This is a genomic window from Desulfovibrio fairfieldensis (assembly GCF_001553605.1).
Taxonomy (GTDB): Bacteria; Desulfobacterota; Desulfovibrionia; order Desulfovibrionales; family Desulfovibrionaceae; genus Desulfovibrio; species Desulfovibrio fairfieldensis.
On the sequence record NZ_CP014229.1, the window covers coordinates 1,317,724 to 1,334,994 of the forward strand.

A 17,271-nucleotide genomic window follows, 5' to 3' on the forward strand; every position below is an offset into this window, starting at 1 on the left:
CCTGTCTTGTTTGTGTGGCGTGTTCCAACGCCTCCCTTTTACCCCAAAAGCCATCTCTATGGAAGATAAGTCAACCACTCCTTTCAGTTTGCAGACCGGCTACACGCCCATGGGCGACCAGCCTGAGGCTATAACCGCCCTGACCGACAATATCCGGGCCGGTGTGCCCGCGCAGGTGCTCCTGGGCGTGACCGGCTCGGGCAAAACCTTCACCATGGCCAATGTGATCGCCCGCTGCAATCGCCCGGCCCTGGTGCTTGCGCCCAATAAAACCCTGGCCGCTCAGCTCTACAATGAATTTCGCGAGCTTTTTCCGCGCAATGCCGTGGAATATTTTGTGAGCTATTACGACTACTACCAGCCCGAGGCCTATGTGCCCGCCTCGGATACCTACATCGAGAAAGATTCCTCCATCAACGACAATATCGACAAGCTGCGCCATGCGGCCACTCACGCCCTGTTGACCCGGCGCGACGTGGTCATCGTGGCCTCGGTGTCCTGTATTTACGGCCTGGGTTCGCCGGAATACTACGCCAAGATGGTCATTCCCGTGGAAGTGGGGCAGCGCCTGCCCATGGACGATCTGATCACCCGTCTCGTGGAAGTGCATTACGAGCGCAACGACTACGACTTTCACCGCGGCACGTTCCGGGTGCGCGGAGACGCTCTGGAAATCATTCCGGCCTATCATCACGAGCGGGCTCTGCGTCTGGAGTTTTTCGGCGACGATATTGACGCCATGCGCGAAATCGACCCGCTCACCGGCGAAGTGCTGGCCGAAGTGGGCAAAACCGTGCTCTATCCGGCCAGCCACTTCGTTTCGGCCCAGGATAACCTGAAGCGCGCGGCTGGGGACATCCGCGATGAACTGGCCGCGCGGCTCACGTATTTCAAGGAGCACGGCAAGCTGGTGGAGGCCCAGCGCCTGGAACAGCGTACCCAGCTGGATCTGGAAATGATCGAGGAACTGGGCTACTGCAACGGCATTGAAAACTACACTCGCCATCTGGACGGCCGCAAAACCGGCGAGCCGCCGTCCTGTCTGCTCAATTACTTTCCGCGCGATTTTCTGCTCTTTGTGGACGAATCGCACATTACCATTCCCCAGGTGGGCGGCATGTTCAAAGGCGACCGTTCGCGCAAGCAGACCCTGGTGGAATACGGCTTCCGCCTGCCCTCGGCCTTGGACAACCGGCCTTTGCAGTTCGACGAATTTACCTCCCTGCTCAATCAGGTGGTGTATGTTTCCGCCACGCCGGGCCGCTACGAGATGGACCAGGCCCAGGGCATCGTGGCCGAACAGATCATCCGCCCCACCGGTCTGGTGGACCCGGAAGTGGAGATCCGCCCGGTCAAGGGCCAGATGGAGGATCTGCTCAGCGAGTGCCGGGCCAGGGTTACGCGCGGCGAGCGCGTGCTGGTGACCACCCTGACCAAGCGCATGGCCGAGGATCTGACCGAATACTGTTGCAATATGGGCGTAAAGGCGCGCTATCTGCATTCGGACATCGAGACCCTGGAGCGTCTTCAGATTATCCGGGCCCTGCGTATGGGCGAGTTCGATGTGCTGGTGGGCATTAATCTGCTGCGCGAAGGCCTGGATATTCCGGAAGTTTCCCTGGTCTGCATTCTGGACGCGGACAAGGAAGGCTTTCTGCGCTCCACAGGCTCGCTGATCCAGACCTTCGGCCGTGCCGCGCGCAATGCCCAAGGCCGGGTGATTCTCTATGCCGACAAGGTGACGGCCTCCATGAAGGCCGCCATGGACGAAACCGGCCGCCGACGCGCCAAGCAGACGACCTACAACGAAGAGCACCACATCACTCCCCGGAGTACGACAAAAAGTCTTGAATCTCCGCTGGATACGCTGTATGTGGATAACGATGCGGCCAAGGGCCGGGGCAAGGGGCGCGGTAACGGTAAAGCCAACGGCAAGGCTGATGCCGCGCCGCTCACCGCCGAAGATACGGCAGCCCTGGTGCTCAAGCTGGAAAAGGAAATGCGCCAGGCCGCGCGCGATCTGGAATTTGAACAGGCCGCGGAACTGCGTGACCGCATCCGCGCTTTGCGCGCCCGGCTTATTGCCCTTCCCGAATAAAGGAAGTGCTGATTAATGCTCTGACCTTGGCAACGGCCAGAAATCCTTATTAGTCAGTACGTGCTAAAGGCTTTTCCTATGTCCCCTCAGAACAAGCCCCCTGTCGAGCAGCATTCGCTTCTCGCACCGCAGCCTTCGGCGCAGGAGCGAGAGCGCGCCCGTCGGCTCAGCGCCGAGCTGGAGCGCCATAATTATCTCTATCACACTCTGGACGCGCCGGAGATCAGCGATGAACAGTACGATGCCCTGTTCCGGGAGCTGACGGAGCTGGAAGAGCGCTGGCCCGGCCTGCGCAGCCCGCATTCGCCCACCTTGCGGGTGGGCGGCAGGCTGCTTGATGGTCTGGCCAAAAAGGCACACCGCCGCCGGATGTACGGCCTGGACAACGTGTTTTCCGACGAGGACTGGCGCGACTTCGTGGAGCGCATGCAGCGCGCCTGGGATACGGAACTTAACGGCCCTCTGCCGCTGGGCTTCTGGTGTGATCCCAAGCTGGACGGCCTGGCTCTGGAAATTATCTATGAGAACGGCCTCCTGATTGAAGCCCTGACCCGCGGCGACGGTGAAATCGGCGAAGTGGTCACCGAAGCCGTGCGCACCATCCGCACCGTGCCCCTGCGCCTGCGGGGAGAGGGGCCCTTCCCGGCCCGCCTGGAAGTACGCGGTGAAGTGGTCATGTTCAAAAAGGACTTTGAGGCCCTCAACGCCCAGCAGGAGGCCTTGGGCCGAAAAACCTTTGCCAATCCGCGCAACGCCGCCGCCGGCACCTTACGGCAGCTGGATATTTCCGTTACCGAATCCCGTCCCCTGCGCTTTCTGGCTTACAGCTTGGGCGAAGCGGACTGGGCGCCGGCGAAACCCTGCCTGTTTCAGCATGAACTCATGGCGCGTTTAACGGCCTACGGCTTTCTGACTCCCCCCGACGGCAGGCTCTGCGCCGGAGCGGACGAGGTGGAAGCCTACGCGGCCTGGGTGCGCGAACACCGTCAGGATTTTCCCATGGAAATCGACGGAGCCGTGGCCAAAGAGGATAATCTGGAAGCCCAGGAGGCGCTGGGCTTCACGGCACGCGCGCCGCGTTTCGCCGTGGCCTTCAAATTTCCGGCCATGCAGGCTGAAACCCGGCTCACGGGCATTGACATTCAGGTGGGCCGTACCGGCGTGCTTACGCCCGTGGCCGTACTGGAGCCCGTGCCCGTGGGCGGGGTCATGGTTTCGCGGGCCACCCTGCATAATGAGGATGAGATCCGCGCCCGCGACGTGCGCGTGGGTGATACGGTCATTGTGCAGCGCGCCGGGGACGTGATCCCCGAAGTGGTGGGGCCGGTGCTGTCCAGGCGTCCGCCCGACGCCGTGGAATTCGTCTTTCCGCACACCTGCCCGGCCTGCGGCGAAGCCGTGCACCGCGAGCCCGGCGAGGCTGCCTGGCGCTGCGACAATCTCTCCTGTCCGGCGGTGCGCCTGCGCGCCATCAGCCATTTTGTATCCAAGGCCGGTCTGGATATCCAGGGAGTGGGCCAGAAATGGATCGCGCAACTGGTGACCTCGGGCCGGGTGCAATCTCCGGCGGACCTGTTTACACTGAAGGCGGAAGAGCTGCTGGACTTTGAACGCATGGGCGAGGTGCTGGCCCGAAAGTTCGTGGATGCTCTGGACGAGGCCAGGCATACGGCCACGTTACCGCGCCTGATCAGCGCCCTGGGCATCCGTCATGTCGGCGAGCAGACCGCGCGCCTGCTGGCCGGACATTTCCGCGATCTGGACGATCTGGGCCGGGCCGACGCCGAAACCTTGCAGGCCTTGCCCGACGTGGGGCCGGAGGTGGCGGCCTCCATCCGTAACTTTTATGAAAGCCCGGCCAACCGGGCGCAGCTGGAGCGCTTCCGCGAGCTGGGGCTCTGGCCCCTGAGCCCGCTGGCGGACGCGAACAGCGCGGAGACGGCGCAAACGCAGGCCGGGCCGTTACAGGGCAAAAACATACTTTTCACCGGCACGCTCTCTCTGCAGCGCGGCAAGGCCCAGCATCTGGCCGAAGCCGCCGGGGCCATTCCGGCGGGAAGTGTGAATAAAAAACTGGATTTTCTGGTGGTGGGCGACAAGCCGGGCAGCAAGCTGGACAAGGCGCGTGCTCTGGGCATCGCCGTGCTGGACGAGGCGGGCTTCCGCGAACTGCTCGCCGCTTCGGGAATACCCCTGGACCATGCAACAGAGTGAGGCCACACATGAGTACAGCCATTATCGTCGTGGGCGCCAACGGGCGCATGGGCAGAACCATCAGCGGTCTGGCAGCCAACGATCCGGCATACACGCTGGCCGGTCTGGTGGACAGCAAGGAACACCTGGACGCGCTGTCCGGGGCAGGCTGCCCGGTGGCGGATTCGCTGGAGGCTTTGCTGCCGCAGGTTCCGGGCGCGGTGGTCATTGACTTCACGGCTCCGGCCGTCAGCTTGCACTCGGCGCGCGTGGCGGCTCGTACCGGGCACGCCCTGGTCATCGGCACCACGGGCCTCACCGGGGAGCAGAAGGACGAACTGCGTGCTCTGGCTGAAAAAGCGCCGCTTTTCTGGTCCTCCAACATGAGCATCGGCATCAATGTACTGCTGAAAATCCTGCCGGAACTGACCAAGGCTCTGGGCGAAAGCTATGACATCGAAATGGTGGAACTGCACCATAACCGCAAAAAGGACTCTCCCAGCGGCACGGCTCTGACCTTGGGCGAATGCCTGGCCGAGGCGCGCGGCTGGAAGCTCCCGGACGTGCGCTGTTCCTCCCGCGACGGCATTATCGGCGAGCGGCCTAAGGCCCAGATCGGTATCCAGGCCATCCGGGGCGGCGATGTGGTGGGCGTGCATACCATTTATTTCATGGGACCCGGCGAGCGCATCGAAGTGAGCCACCAAGCCCATTCGCGCGAGACTTTCGCCCAGGGGGCCCTGCGCGCCGCCGCTTGGCTGTCCCGACAAAAGCCGGGGAAGCTTTACGGCATGCAGGATATGTTTTGACGACATCGACACACGAGAGCTTTTGAAAGGCAGTCCAATGGGGCTGCCTTTTTGCAGGGCCGGGTATTAAAAATATCCAAACGCTTTTGCGGATTTTCCGTGAAAGTATCGCAAGGCGAATTCGCTTCACGCGATACTTTCAAGCGCAACATGCCCGACTTCCCCCTTACGCCCGGTTCATGCGCAGCACCGTACCCACGATCAGCAGGCCGCCCGCGATCATGCGCGGGCCCGGCGTTTCTCCGAACAGCAGCCACGCCGCCAGGATGGCGTACACCGGCTCAAGGCTGATGATTACGGCCGCCCGTCGGGCTTTGAGCGCGGCCAGACTGCTGACGTACAGGCTGTAGGCCAGAGCCGTGCAGATCAGCCCGAGGCAGGCGATCCAGAGCCAGTCCAGATCGGAAACGGACGAAAACTGTTCGGCGGTAAAGGGCAGCAGGCAGACGATAATGACCAGATTCTGCCACCAACAGGCCTGGGTGCCGGACATATTGGTGGCTGTACGGCGGTTGGCGATAGCCACCAGGGCGTAGACCGCGCCGGAAAGCACGCCCCAGGCCAGACCGGCGGTAGCGGCGTCGGCCAGGGAAAAACTGGGCGTGATCAGCACCAGGCCGCAACTGACCAGAAACATGCAGGCGTATTCGCGCCCGCTGGGCTTTTCCCGATAGGCCAGCGCCTCGAACAGGGTCGTGAAGGCCGGAAAGCAGGCAAAGCCCAAGGTGCCCACGGCCACGCCGCCCAACTGAATGCCCATGAAGAAGGTGACGAAGTGGACGGTCAGCAGCGTGCCGCTCAGGGCAAGCCCCGCCAGATCCCGGCAGCGCAGCCCCTGCCAGGGCGCATGACGGCGAGCCAGGCAGAGCAGGCTCAGCGCGCCCACGGCAAAAAACGCCCGACCGCAGACCAGCATGGCCGGAGAGCAGGCGCAGAGTTTGCCGAAAATGCCGGACAGGCCGAAAAGTACTGTGGCGGCGTGCATCCGCAGCAGGGCGGATTTGAGCGCGCGGGAAGCGTCCGTTTCTCCTTCGGATCGGGGCGTCATGGCTCCTCCTCAAGTCCGCCCTGGGCAGGGTTCTGATCGTGTGCGCTGAAGCTCCGCGCTGCGCAAGCAAGTGGGCCGTCCGCCGTACAGGCGGAACCAACTGGAAATGTTTCTGAAATCATGTCTAGATCATGTCTTGAATTTTTCTGCAAGGTAGTGTAGCCACTAAAACAGATGCGTTTTGAAAGTGTTTATTTTCAAAGCTGTGACGCTGCCCTTACCTCATCGCTGCTGTCGCCACCCACAAGCCGCACTGCGAGAATGGCTGGCGTTCTGGAGCAGATTACCTTTGAAATTTTACAAATTTCAAAGTTGGCATTCCGGCGAAAAACGTGGTTTTCGCCGGAATCCACGCCGCTTCGCGGCGCGCCGCACCGTGTGCGGCGTTAGAGCAATTTCAAAGTGAAATTCTCTAAAAAAGCGATTTTCATTGGGGTCGGGCGCGGGTGTCTGCATCTTTGTTCCCGATGCCCGTAAGCCCTTCGGGCCAACGGACACGGTCCTACGGCCGCTCTTCGGGGCAGTCTTGCAGTCGCCGGGCATTTTACATTTTCAATGTAAACATGCTCCAAGAAAGCAGGTGGCGCATAACATAAAAATGATACCCGGTTCACAGGCCGGGCCGCACGTAAGTATCGGGGGCATCCATGCCGCAGGTTGCAGCACGCATCAATGATGATCAGGAACGCTGGCTCAAAGATTATTTTCGCACCAAAAGCGCGGGAGCGGAATTTATTCTGCCTTGGGCGGTGGATACTTTTTTTCGGGCCATTACCAGCATCAAACACATGTTCAGCGCGGCCGAGCTGAAAACCATCGTGGAAGCCCACAAGGACATGAAGCTGATGCCCGACCACACCCGGCTGTCCTACCTTTTGCTGCGGGTGACGGATGCCTGTGACGTCAATAACGTGCATCTGCGCCATGGGGCCAGCAAATCCAGCCTGGAATCAAAACTCAAAGGGCTGGACGACACGCAGGCCACCGCCCTGATGGTCTGGGCCTCGGCCTTCTGGGTCAGCCGCAACTGCTCCGCGGAAAATATGGACGAATACATCCGGGCCTATTGAGCTTCCAGCCCGCCGTTATCCCTTCAGGAACAGACAGAAATATCCCCGAATTTTCCAGGCCGCCTGCGCGGCCTTTTTTCAGATCGCGACCTCTCGGTGTTGTTGCGCGCCTGAGCGGCCAAGCCAAAGGCGGAAATATGCTTCAGATTCTGCGGGCCAAGCTGCACGGCATTCACGTGACCGGCTGCGTGCTGGATTATCACGGTTCCATTACGCTTGATCCCGAGCAGTGCGCCCTGGCGGGCATCTACCCACTGGAATTTGTCAATATCTGGAACAAGAACAGCGGACAGCGCATTTCCACCTATGTGATCTACGGCGAGGCCGGTTCCCGCTGTTGCATCCTTAACGGCGCGGCCGCGCGTACCTGCCAGCAGGGCGATGAACTGATCATCAGTGCCGTGGAGTATGTCAACGGCCCCAAAGATATCTATGCCAGAAAGCCTGTGGTGCTGACTTTCGACGCCGGTAACGCCGTGCTTGAGCGTTTGCGCTATGTGGTGGGAGGCGAGGAAAGCGGGGAATTTACCTTCAACGTCGTTGAAGAGCCCATGTAGAACGGGCTTGGCTATTCATTGTACAGGGTCAGATAGAGGTCGCCCTGCCAGGGGCCTACGCGCTTGCCCAGACCGCGCAGGCGCACGGGCTTGCCCACCGCGAAATCCGGCGGCAGGGTGATTTCCACCGTATGCAGTTCGCCGGAAAGTCCCCGGCGGATCTGCAGGCGCACGCGCCTGCCCGGAGCAAGCCGGGCTGTGGGCAGGGTCAGGCTCTGCTCCTCGTCAATCTGGCGGCGCAGCCAGTCTTTGACCACGCCCTTGACGCCCTTGTTGAAGTCCAAATTCCATTTGGGTGTGCCCCAGGCCAGATTGCCCTGGTGCAGCTTGGTGCTTTTCTTCTCTTGGGCTGCCGGGCGGGGCTGAGCCGCATTCTTGGGGGCTTCACTCTGATGCTGGTCGGCCTGCTGGCGGTTCAGCTCGCTGTAAATGTCCTCAAAGACACGCCGGGCAAAAGGATCATTAAGCAGATCCCGCAGTACATCCTGTTCGGCGTAGGCGTTGGAGGCGTTTCCGGCCTGCTGCGCAGTCGGTTCGTTCCGGGGCTCCGTCTGAGATTCATTCCGCGTGTCCCGGGAGGTGCCGGATGCCGCCTGGCTGTTCGCTTGTGCCGAAGCCCGGGCTTCCTCGCGCGGCGCTCCCTGGCCGTTGCCCGAAGGCGCGCCGGTCGGCTGTTCCGTCTGTTCGCGGCGCTCTTCCGCCTGCGCTTCGCCGGAGGCCGACGGGCCTTCCGCCCGGGCCGCGCGGCGGGCCTGATCCTTGTGTCTGGCGTCCTCGGCCGGTTTGAGTACGGCAGAAAGAGCCACATAGGCTTCATTGAGCAGCTGGAACTGACGGCTGGCGTCGGCATTGCCGGGGTTCAGATCCGGATGGAGCTCAAAGGCGCGACGGCGGTAGGCCCGTTTGACGGCCTGCAGATCCGCGCCCTTGTCGAGCTTGAGGATTTCGTAGCATTCCTTGACGGAGAGCTGGCGGGGGCGGCGTCGCATCGTAGTTACTTAAGGATCAGCGCGTTGGCTTCACAGGAAGGGTCATGGGCCAGCAGGCCTTCTTCGCGCAAATAGGCGAGGCCCCGGCGGGCGAATTCGGCATGACGCACTTCGGGCGCGATGCCGGGGCAGAAGTCCTTGGCCAGGGCCAGACTGGCCGGATCTTCGATATTGCCCCGGAAAAAAGGCCAGGCCCGACAGATGGCAGGCTTGCCTTCATGCACGCCGCAACCCTGGCCGTCCCGGAAAAAGATACAGCGGCCGTCGTCGCCCGTGCGGATTTTGAGTTTTCCACCCGAGTGTTCGCCGTAGCGTTTAACGGCCTCTTCCGGCGCGAGATGCAGAAATGCGGCAAGACGCGTGAGGTCGGCGGGGCTGACCACAATGCCGCCGCGGCCTTCACAGCAGTGGCCGCACATGCGGCATTGAAACACAGTTTCCGTGCTCTCGGAAGCCATGAACAACCAACCTTATGCTTGCTGTTCCGCCGCGCTGCCAAGCAGGCGGGCGTGTTCCACCATCAGGCAGGCGTTTTCCACCACGGCCACGCCCGCCGCCTCAAGCAGTTCCCGCGCTTCGGGCGAGACAATGCCTGACTGCATCCAGAAAACTTTGGGCCGCCAAGGCAGGGCCAGCACTTGGCGCGCGTGCTCCGGGCAATGCTGCGGCGCGCGGAAAACGTCAATAATATCCACGGGCTTGGGCAAGGCGGCCAAGTCCTGGTAGGCCGCAAGCCCCCAGACCGTGGCGCGCGCGGGATGCACCGGCCATATCTTGTAACCCTGTCTCAGCAGATAGCGGCCCACGCCGTCCACCGGCTGGCCGGGCTTATCTTTGGCCCCCAATATGGCAATATCTTTGGCGTTGCGTAACAAGGCGCGCAACCATATGTCGTCAGGCATGGCAAAATCCGCCGAAGGTGTGACGCTGAAGGCAGCCGTCCGGCAATCCCGACGGCATGTTCCATGTTTGTAATTTATCACTTTAGCTGGCTCCGGCAAAATGCGCAAGCGGACATGCCGTCGCGCCGGGACGATTGGCGTCTTGCCAGAGAAGCGGGCCTGTGGTACGCCGCGCGGCATGGAACTTCGGAAAGAGGAAAACATAACAATGGCGCAATCGACTGGGAAACAAGCGCGCGGCTGGGCCTGGGCCGCCGCCGTGCTGACGCCTCTGGCCTATCTGCTGTTCTACACGCCCTACGGCATGGATACCACGGATTTCGGCTATTTTTACGGTTATGCCTGGCGCATTCTGGAAGGGCAGGTGCCCTATCGGGATTTTTATTACATCAAGCCCGCTCTGCCTTTGTACTGGCATGCTTTCTGGATGTGGCTCACGCCGGAGAACGTCAACGTGCTGGCGGGCAAGGCCGGTTTCGTGGCGGGCATGCTGGCGGCTTCCTGGTTCGCGGCACTTTTTCTGAACAGGCTCTTCCGCCTGGAGGCCTTGGGTCTGCCCTTGCCTCTGCTGGCTACCTGCGGCTTCGTCTGGGGCGTGCACAGTTTTCCGCATATGCCCTGGCATACGGTGGACGGCATCCTTTTCGCCGGAGGGGCCCTCTGGGCCGCCGTGAGCGGCTGGCCCGCGGCCGCCGGACTGCTGGCGGGCTGCGCCATGCTTTGCAAGCAGTCCTTTTTGCTGGTGCCCCCGGCGGTGGTCCTGCTGATCTGGCTGATTCGGCCCCGGCGGCGGGAAGCCGTATACTGTCTGGCCGCCTGGCTGGGCCTCGTGGCTCTGGCCTATGGTCTGCTGTATCATGCCGGGGCCCTGGGCGCGTTTTCGCGCATGACCACGGGCCAACTGGATATCCGCGAAGCCCTGGACGCGGGCATTTTCATTTATCTGCGCCAGAGCTGGTGGCTGCCAGGATTGGCCGTTCTGCCCTGGCTGGCGGCCAGGTTGCTCAAAAAGCCTTTGCCCGCCGCCCCGCAACCGGCCTACATCTATCTTTTGCTGCTGGCGCTCTGGTATATCCGGGAAGTGCTGCGCACGCAGACCTGGATCGGCTATGGCCTGTCCTGGCCCACCCTGTTCGTCTTACTGGGGGGCCTGTGCGTGCTCTTTCCCCAGGTCTTCCTGACGCCCTGGCTGCGCGACGTCGCGTCGCCGCATCCGCGCTGGCGGGCCAGCGTGGGCCTGGGCGCGGCCCTGCTGGCGGCCTGGTCTGTCGCCATCAGCGGCGGCTACAAGATCCCGGCTTTTTTCGCCGTGCCCCTGCTTTTTTCTTTTTTTCTGGTGCACGCCCGTCTGGGCGGCAATGTGCGCGTTCTGGCCTGGGCCAGCCTGCTGACCGGTCTGCTGATCTTTGGGGTCGGGTATCAATACCCCTATGTCTTTCCGGTGCGGCCCATGCCCCGCGCCGCGCTGAACCTGGACGCCGGGCAGATCTACCCCAAGGCCGGCGGCGTCAGGGTGGACGCGGACATGTACGCCAGACTGGCGGAACTCAAGGCTCTGCGGGCCAAGTACGGGCCGAACTACAAAACCATGCCCGGCTTTTCCTTTGCCTACTACCTCAACAACGATAGGCCGGTCTATGGCTCCGACTGGCTCATCGACTGGGAAATCAACGCCGAGGTGGATGCCCTGTATCAGGAACTGCTGGACAAGAAGCTCACGGTTTTCATGGAACGGGATCAGCTGGACACGCGCAAGGCCGACGCCTATGACCGCGCCGGGTACTCCGTACCGCAGAGGGTGCGCCATGAGTGGCGGGTGGTGGAAGAAACGCCCCACTTCGTGGTTTTCCAGCCTCCCCTGGCGCGGGAACAGAGCGCCGGAGCAAAAAACCCAGCACCGTCGAAACCATAGCTGAAGCAAGGATAAGTCAGAGCAGGTTAACTTTCGAAGAGAAACAGTTCCTAGCTGGCAGCGGCGCTCCTGGCCGGAACGCCGCTTTCCTTCAGCGGGCCGGAGAACAGGGGCTTGACGGCATACAGCTTGTCGGTCTTGCCGAAAAGATAAACGATATCGTCGGCCTCAAAGCGGGTTTGCGGTCCCGGCGAAGCCTCGATTTCGCCCTGGCGGTGGATCGCCACCACAGTTACGCCGTAGCGGGGCCGCAGGCCGCTCTGGGCCAGAGGCTGGCCGCACAGAGGCGAATCCGCCCCCAGCCGCATGGCCTGCACGCCCATGTCCGGCAGACGGCTGACCACCTCATCCAGGGGGTCCACCGCATTGCTCATGCGCCGGATCATCCGGTAGTTCATCTGGCGGATGCGCGCGGCAAAGGCGTCGATATCCTGCCGGGGTATCAGATACTGGGTAAGCACGCGGCTGAAGACCTCAATGGAGGTTTCAAATTCCTCGGCGATCACGTCGTTGGCTCCCAGGCGGCGCAACGGGGCCACTTCGGTCACAAAACGGGTGCGAGCCACGATGTACAGATTGGGATTGAGCCTGCGCGCCTCGATGGTAATGGCCCGCACCGCCGCCGGGTCGGAAATGATGATCGCCAGCACCCGCGCCTTTTCCACGCCCAGGTGTTCCAGCACCACCGGCTGGGTGGCGTCGCCGTGGGTGATGGGCTCCTTGTCGTGATAGCGGTGCACGGTTTCGGGATTCATTTCCAGAATGGTGTAGGCAATGCCCGATTCGTGCGCCACATGGGCCAGATGCTTGCCGCTGATGCCGAAGCCCACGATGATCAGATGGTCTTCCAGCGAACTCTCTTCGCCGGTATTTTCCTCGTTCTCCAGTTGTTTTTTATTGCGCCAGCCCGTGAGCAGGTCGGCCAGGCGCGGAGCTATGGCGATCAGGCCGGGGGTAAGCATCATGGTCAACACGCTTACGGCCAGAAAGTTCTGGTAGGCGGTCATGTCGAAAAGGCCTGCTGCAAGGCCGGAAGCGGCCAGCACAAAGGAGAATTCGCCCACCTGGGCCAGCGACAGGGCGGTGATGATGGCCGCGCGCAGGGGATAGCCCTGGATCAGCACCGCGGGCAGGGCCAGCAAGGCTTTGATAAGGACGAACAGACAGGTGCTCAAGATGATATCAAAGAAATGATGCGCGAAAAAGTCCACATTGAGCATCATGCCCACGGAAATGAAAAAAAGGCTCATGAACACGTCGCGATAGGGCAGGATGCCGGAGATGACGCTCATGCTGTACTGAGAGCGGGCCAGCAGTAAACCGGCCAGAAAGGCCCCCAGGGAAAGGGAAAGACCGAGGGCGCTGGTCAGCAGGGCCATGCCCATGCACAGGCCCAGCGTGGTCAGCAGCAGGATTTCACGGGTGCGCGTGCGCATGACGGCTTCCATCAGACGATCGAGCCCGAAATGGGCGAAAAGCAGCACGCCGCCCAGTGCCAGGACCACCCAGAGGACGGAAAAAAACGCGTTTTCCAGCGAAAGCTCCAGTGTGCCCGCCAGCAGCGGCACAGAGAGCAGCATGGGGGCCACCATGATGTCCTGGAATACCAGGATAGCCAGAGAAAGACGGCCTGTGGGCGTATTGGTGGTACCGCGTTCCTGCAGGATCCGCAGCACGATGGCCGAAGAGGAGAGGGCCACCAGGCAGCCCCAGAAAATGCCTTTCTGATAGGTGACGCCTTCCAGAAGAGCAAGGCCCATGACGGCCAGCACGGTCAGGCCGATCTGCAGGCTGCCGCCCAGAAAGACGGGGCGTTTGAGCCTGTTCAGGGCATCGCCCGAAAGTTCCATGCCGATGGTGAACAAAAGCATGGCGACGCCGATATCCGCCACCTGATCAATGGCCTCGCGGTTGCTGACGATACCCAGCAAGGACGGGCCGCAAAGCACGCCGGTAAGCAGAAAGCCCACCGTGGCGGGCAGTTTGAGGCGGTTACAGACAATGGTGACAACGATAGAGAGCAGAAAGATGATGACTATTTCGTAAAGAAAGGGGACTTCCATGCGGCCTCCGAGCCATGCAAAATAGCATTGGCGGCCACCCCGCGCAAGATGCGCGGCCTGCGGCATCGTGAGGCGCTTTTACTTTTCAGGCCCTTGGGGCATACTTGTCGCAGTGCTTTCTTTTTACGAGGAGACATGGAGATGGATATTTTTGAAGCCCTGTTCACCCGGCGCAGCATCCGCAAATACACTCAGGAAGACGTCAGCGATGAAGACCTGAACATCCTGCTCAAGGCGGCCATGCTGGCTCCCAGCGCCAGCAACCGGCAGCCCTGGCACTTTGTGGTGGTGCGTGATCCCGATGTGCGCGCGGCCCTGGCGGGACGGCATCCCTATGCCAAAATGGCCGCCGACGCGCCGGTGGTGATCGTGGTCTGCGCGGATCTCAATGAAGAAAAAACCCCCGGTTTCTGGGTACAGGATTGTTCCGCCGCCACCCAAAACCTCATGCTGGCCGCGCGCGCCAGAAATCTGGGTTCTGTCTGGTGCGGCCTGCACCCGGTGGAGGACCGCATACTGCCGGTACGGGAAATACTCAATCTGCCGGACAACGTCATGCCTCTGAGCCTGGTGGCTCTGGGCCATCCCGCCCAGCCTTTTTCTGAAGCGGACCGCTTCCGCGCGGACAGGATCCATAACGACCGCTGGTAGGCAGGCGACCGGAGTATAGCGACAAAAAAGCCGCCCGGCGGAAAGCGGGCGGCTTTTGGCGTTGGGGAGGGAACTTGAAGCGTCATCTGACTAGAGCCGTTTGCGCTTGAAATTATCGCTCAACGGCGAAGTAAATTCGCCTTGCGATAATTTCGCTGTGCGGATTTCCACGGAAAATCCGCACAGCGCGTTGAGATATTTTCAATATCAAAACGCTCTAGCAGATGCCCTGGGCCAGCATGGCGTCGGCCACCTTGCGGAAACCGGCGATATTGGCGCCCATCACAAGGTTGCCGGGCTGGCCGAATTCAGCGGCCGTGGCGGCGGCGTTTTTGTAGATATTGGTCATGATCTGCTTCAACTTGCCGTCCACGGTTTCAAAGTCCCAGCTCTGCATGCTGGCGTTCTGAGCCATTTCCAGCTGGCTGGTGGCCACGCCGCCGGCATTGGCGGCCTTGGCCGGGCCATAGGCGATGCCCGCCTTGAGGAAGGCGTGCACGGCGTCCAGCGTGGAGGGCATGTTGGCCCCTTCGGCCACGCACTTGCAACCATTGGCCAGCAGAACCTCGGCGTCGGCCAGGTTGAGTTCGTTCTGCGTGGCGCAGGGGAAGGCTGCAAAGCAGGGAACGGACCACACGGCGTTACGGCCCTGGGGGTAATCGCTCACCGAAGTGTATTTGGCCGAGGGCACCAGTTCGGCATAACGGCTCAGGGAAGCGCGTTCCACTTCCTTGACCTGCTTCAGCACATCCAGCCTGATGCCGTCCGGATCGTGAATCATGCCGCGCGAATCGGATACGGTGACGGGTTTGGCGCCCACCTGCTGCAGTTTTTCGCAGCAGTAGGTAGCCACGTTGCCCGCGCCGGAAACCACGCAGGTTTTGCCCTGCAGGCTTTCCTTGCGGTCTTCCAGCATGCTCTGGGCAAAATAGACCGCGCCGTAGCCCGTGGCTTCAGTACGCGCCAGGGAACCGCCGAAGAGCAGATTTTTGCCGGTGAGCACGCCTTCATAGCTCTTGGTCAGGCGCTTGTACTGGCCGAAGAGGAAGCCCACTTCGCGGCCGCCCACGCCGATATCCCCGGCGGGCACGTCAATGGTGGCGCCGATGTGGCGGTACAGTTCGTTCATGAAGGCCTGGCAGAAGCGCATGACTTCCATTTCGGACTTGCCCTTGGGGTCGAAATCCGCGCCGCCCTTGCCGCCGCCGATGGCCAGACCGGTAAGGGAGTTCTTGAAGACCTGTTCGAAACCCAGAAACTTGAGGATGCCCAGATTCACGCTGGGATGCAGGCGCAGGCCGCCCTTGTAGGGGCCGATGGCGGAGTTGTACTGCACGCGGAAACCCCGGTTGACCTGAACCTCGCCCTTGTCGTCCACCCATTCCACGCGGAAGGCGATGATGCGCTCGGGCTCCACCATGCGCTCAAGAATCTTGTACTGCTCGTACTTTTTATTCTTGTCCAGCACCGGCTGCAGACTTTGCAGCACTTCCTGAACAGCCTGCAGAAACACAGGCTCATAAGCGTATTTTTCTTTCAGACTGTCCATCACTCGCTGCACGTACGACATCTTGCTCTCCTTGTGGCTGGACCGGATTGCGCCGGGAAATAAATGAGGCTTTAACGGCTTTTTTTATCCAAGTTCCCGGCGGCTGGCAAGGTTTTTCAGGCATCTGCCCCGGGCGGAAGCATGGAGGGCCGGGGCTGCTTCCCGAAGGCCCGCGCGGCCTGAAGCGCGCTCAAGGCCATGAGCTTGCAGCGCGGCAGAAGTGTGGAAGGCAGCATATATTCCTGCGCGGTATGGATGTTTTCTCCTTCGGGCCCCATGCAGCAGATGGTGGGGATGCCCAGGGCACCGGCACAGAAGCCGGACTCGGCGGCGCTTTCATAGTGCTGACCGGAAAGGCGCATGCCCAGAGTTTCCCCGGCCTCCCGCACCAGTTCGAAAAAGGCGTCGCCCTGCGGGCTGCGCTCCAGGGGATACAGGCGCAGGCCGCCGCTGATATGAGCCGTGGTGCCGGGTACCACGGGTTTTTCAACCAGTTCGCGGATTCCGGCCACCACGCGTCGACCGTCCTCCAATGTACGATAGGTCAGGTGAATGCGGGCCTCGGCCCAGGGAGCCACGGAATTGGCCGAAATGCCGCCGCTGACCAGGCCGGTGTTGACCGTCAGGCCGCGCGGCAGATCCAGAAAGGCGTTGATGCCCAGAATCTTGTGCGCCAGTTCAATGACGGCGGAAGCGCCTTCCTCGTAATTACGCCCGGCATGCGCGGCCTTGCCCTGGATTTTCAGATGCATATGTCCCGACCCTTTGCGCGAAAGGGTCACCTTGCCGCCTTCGCCGCCCGGTTCGGCGCAGATCACGGCCATAGCGCCGGGAAGCTGCGCGGCCAGGGCTTTGGAGGCCGTGGGCGAACCCAGCTCCTCATCGGGTGAAAACATCAGGGTCAGGGGGCAGGGCAGCAGGCCGCTCTGTTTGAGCGCCCGCGCCGCGAAGAGCATGGCCACAAGCCCGGCCTTCATGTCCGCCACTCCCGGTCCGGTGGCTCTGTCCGCCGCCCTGTCCAGGCGAAAGGGGCGGGCCGCGGCCGTGCCCACGGGAAACACCGTGTCCATATGCCCGATAAAGGCAATACCCGGACCGGCCTCGGGCGCATGCGTTCTTGCCGTGAAGACGTCGCCCAGGTCCTTCTGCCAGGCTTCGTCCTCGGGAACGGGCGGCTTGGGCAGGCGGCGAACCTGAAAGCCCGCTTCTCCGAGCCAGGCCGTGAGCCTCTCGCCCATACGGTTGACCCCGTCCGCGTGGGCCGTGGGGGAATCAATGCCCACCAGTTCCTCCAGCAGGGCGAGCATGGACGCTTCCTGGTCCTGAAGGATCGTGTCCAGCGCGGTTTTCCACTGTGCCGGTTCCATGGCTCTGCTCCTTATCCGCGATAATTTGCCAATCGTGGGCTTTGTACGCGGCCGTCGGAACGT

General features: G+C 61.7%; 14 protein-coding genes. 7 read left to right on the top strand and 7 right to left on the bottom strand.

The window, feature by feature from the left end; translation table 11 throughout:
• The first annotated feature begins 58 nt into the window (after window positions 1-58).
• The 3 genes from uvrB to dapB all read left to right on the top strand — a co-directional run bounded on the left by uvrB (window position 59) and on the right by dapB (window position 5,100).
• On the top strand, window positions 59-2,098 hold the full coding sequence (gene uvrB / locus AXF13_RS05560) for an excinuclease ABC subunit UvrB (RefSeq protein ID WP_062251972.1): 2,040 nt from the start codon (window positions 59-61) through the stop codon (window positions 2,096-2,098).
• Between the two features lie 78 nt (window positions 2,099-2,176).
• Complete coding sequence (gene ligA / locus AXF13_RS05565) at window positions 2,177-4,312, top strand: NAD-dependent DNA ligase LigA (protein WP_062251973.1); 2,136 nt, start codon at window positions 2,177-2,179, stop codon at window positions 4,310-4,312.
• 8 nt (window positions 4,313-4,320) lie between these two features.
• On the top strand, window positions 4,321-5,100 hold the full coding sequence (gene dapB / locus AXF13_RS05570; protein ID WP_062251974.1) for a 4-hydroxy-tetrahydrodipicolinate reductase: 780 nt from the start codon (window positions 4,321-4,323) through the stop codon (window positions 5,098-5,100).
• A 166-nt stretch (window positions 5,101-5,266) separates the two neighbouring features.
• On the opposite strand, the gene AXF13_RS05575 is transcribed toward dapB, so the two are convergent.
• The gene (locus AXF13_RS05575) at window positions 5,267-6,148 is read right to left on the bottom strand and encodes a DMT family transporter (protein ID WP_062251975.1); all 882 of its coding nucleotides are present in this window, start codon (window positions 6,146-6,148) and stop codon (window positions 5,267-5,269) included.
• A gap of 647 nt (window positions 6,149-6,795) precedes the next feature.
• Between AXF13_RS05575 and AXF13_RS05580 the strand changes: the two genes are divergently transcribed.
• Window positions 6,796-7,218, top strand: coding sequence for a hypothetical protein (locus AXF13_RS05580; RefSeq protein ID WP_008684318.1), 423 nt, complete (start codon window positions 6,796-6,798; stop codon window positions 7,216-7,218).
• 137 nt (window positions 7,219-7,355) lie between these two features.
• Entirely contained in the window at window positions 7,356-7,775 is a 420-nt protein-coding gene (locus tag AXF13_RS05585) for an aspartate 1-decarboxylase (protein ID WP_008684313.1), read from the top strand.
• Window positions 7,776-7,786: 11 nt separating this feature from the next.
• Here AXF13_RS05585 and AXF13_RS05590 read toward each other — a convergent pair whose 3' ends face one another.
• Genes AXF13_RS05590 through AXF13_RS05600 form a run of 3 tightly spaced genes read right to left on the bottom strand, consistent with a single transcriptional unit; the run spans window position 7,787 to window position 9,666 of the window.
• Window positions 7,787-8,764: a J domain-containing protein gene (locus AXF13_RS05590; RefSeq protein WP_062251976.1), complete on the bottom strand. Its 978-nt coding sequence runs from the start codon at window positions 8,762-8,764 to the stop codon at window positions 7,787-7,789.
• 5 nt (window positions 8,765-8,769) lie between these two features.
• Window positions 8,770-9,222, bottom strand: a complete 453-nt coding sequence (locus tag AXF13_RS05595; protein ID WP_008684309.1) for a YkgJ family cysteine cluster protein — start codon at window positions 9,220-9,222, stop codon at window positions 8,770-8,772.
• Window positions 9,223-9,234: 12 nt separating this feature from the next.
• A complete protein-coding gene (locus tag AXF13_RS05600; protein ID WP_062251977.1) occupies window positions 9,235-9,666 on the bottom strand; it encodes a CoA-binding protein in 432 nt (143 codons plus the stop codon).
• Between the two features lie 208 nt (window positions 9,667-9,874).
• On the opposite strand from AXF13_RS05600, the gene AXF13_RS05605 reads away from it, so the two are divergent.
• Window positions 9,875-11,578 (top strand): hypothetical protein, encoded by a 1,704-nt coding sequence (locus AXF13_RS05605; RefSeq protein ID WP_062251978.1) that lies wholly within the window; start codon window positions 9,875-9,877, stop codon window positions 11,576-11,578.
• 50 nt (window positions 11,579-11,628) lie between these two features.
• On the opposite strand, the gene AXF13_RS05610 is transcribed toward AXF13_RS05605, so the two are convergent.
• On the bottom strand, window positions 11,629-13,641 hold the full coding sequence (locus AXF13_RS05610; protein WP_062251979.1) for a monovalent cation:proton antiporter family protein: 2,013 nt from the start codon (window positions 13,639-13,641) through the stop codon (window positions 11,629-11,631).
• A 141-nt stretch (window positions 13,642-13,782) separates the two neighbouring features.
• Between AXF13_RS05610 and AXF13_RS05615 the strand changes: the two genes are divergently transcribed.
• On the top strand, window positions 13,783-14,292 hold the full coding sequence (locus AXF13_RS05615; protein WP_062251980.1) for a nitroreductase family protein: 510 nt from the start codon (window positions 13,783-13,785) through the stop codon (window positions 14,290-14,292).
• Between the two features lie 217 nt (window positions 14,293-14,509).
• Here AXF13_RS05615 and gdhA read toward each other — a convergent pair whose 3' ends face one another.
• The gene (gene gdhA, locus AXF13_RS05620; protein ID WP_062251981.1) at window positions 14,510-15,862 is read right to left on the bottom strand and encodes an NADP-specific glutamate dehydrogenase; all 1,353 of its coding nucleotides are present in this window, start codon (window positions 15,860-15,862) and stop codon (window positions 14,510-14,512) included.
• 95 nt (window positions 15,863-15,957) lie between these two features.
• Window positions 15,958-17,208, bottom strand: a complete 1,251-nt coding sequence (locus tag AXF13_RS05625; protein ID WP_062251982.1) for a M20 family metallopeptidase — start codon at window positions 17,206-17,208, stop codon at window positions 15,958-15,960.
• Window positions 17,209-17,271: the final 63 nt, after the last annotated feature.

Bases quoted from the DNA above. Each gene is read 5' to 3' on its own strand.
- AXF13_RS05615 (WP_062251980.1), top strand. From the start codon at position 13,783: ATGGATATTTTTGAAGCCCTGTTCACCCGGCGCAGCATCCGCAAATAC.
- AXF13_RS05600 (WP_062251977.1), bottom strand. From the start codon at position 9,666: ATGCCTGACGACATATGGTTGCGCGCCTTGTTACGCAACGCCAAAGAT.
- AXF13_RS05575 (WP_062251975.1), bottom strand. From the start codon at position 6,148: ATGACGCCCCGATCCGAAGGAGAAACGGACGCTTCCCGCGCGCTCAAA.
- AXF13_RS05625 (WP_062251982.1), bottom strand. From the start codon at position 17,208: ATGGAACCGGCACAGTGGAAAACCGCGCTGGACACGATCCTTCAGGAC.
- gdhA (WP_062251981.1), bottom strand. From the start codon at position 15,862: ATGTCGTACGTGCAGCGAGTGATGGACAGTCTGAAAGAAAAATACGCT.
- dapB (WP_062251974.1), top strand. From the start codon at position 4,321: ATGAGTACAGCCATTATCGTCGTGGGCGCCAACGGGCGCATGGGCAGA.
- AXF13_RS05605 (WP_062251978.1), top strand. From the start codon at position 9,875: ATGGCGCAATCGACTGGGAAACAAGCGCGCGGCTGGGCCTGGGCCGCC.
- AXF13_RS05595 (WP_008684309.1), bottom strand. From the start codon at position 9,222: ATGGCTTCCGAGAGCACGGAAACTGTGTTTCAATGCCGCATGTGCGGC.
- AXF13_RS05580 (WP_008684318.1), top strand. From the start codon at position 6,796: ATGCCGCAGGTTGCAGCACGCATCAATGATGATCAGGAACGCTGGCTC.
- AXF13_RS05610 (WP_062251979.1), bottom strand. From the start codon at position 13,641: ATGGAAGTCCCCTTTCTTTACGAAATAGTCATCATCTTTCTGCTCTCT.
- AXF13_RS05585 (WP_008684313.1), top strand. From the start codon at position 7,356: ATGCTTCAGATTCTGCGGGCCAAGCTGCACGGCATTCACGTGACCGGC.
- uvrB (WP_062251972.1), top strand. From the start codon at position 59: ATGGAAGATAAGTCAACCACTCCTTTCAGTTTGCAGACCGGCTACACG.
- AXF13_RS05590 (WP_062251976.1), bottom strand. From the start codon at position 8,764: ATGCGACGCCGCCCCCGCCAGCTCTCCGTCAAGGAATGCTACGAAATC.
- ligA (WP_062251973.1), top strand. From the start codon at position 2,177: ATGTCCCCTCAGAACAAGCCCCCTGTCGAGCAGCATTCGCTTCTCGCA.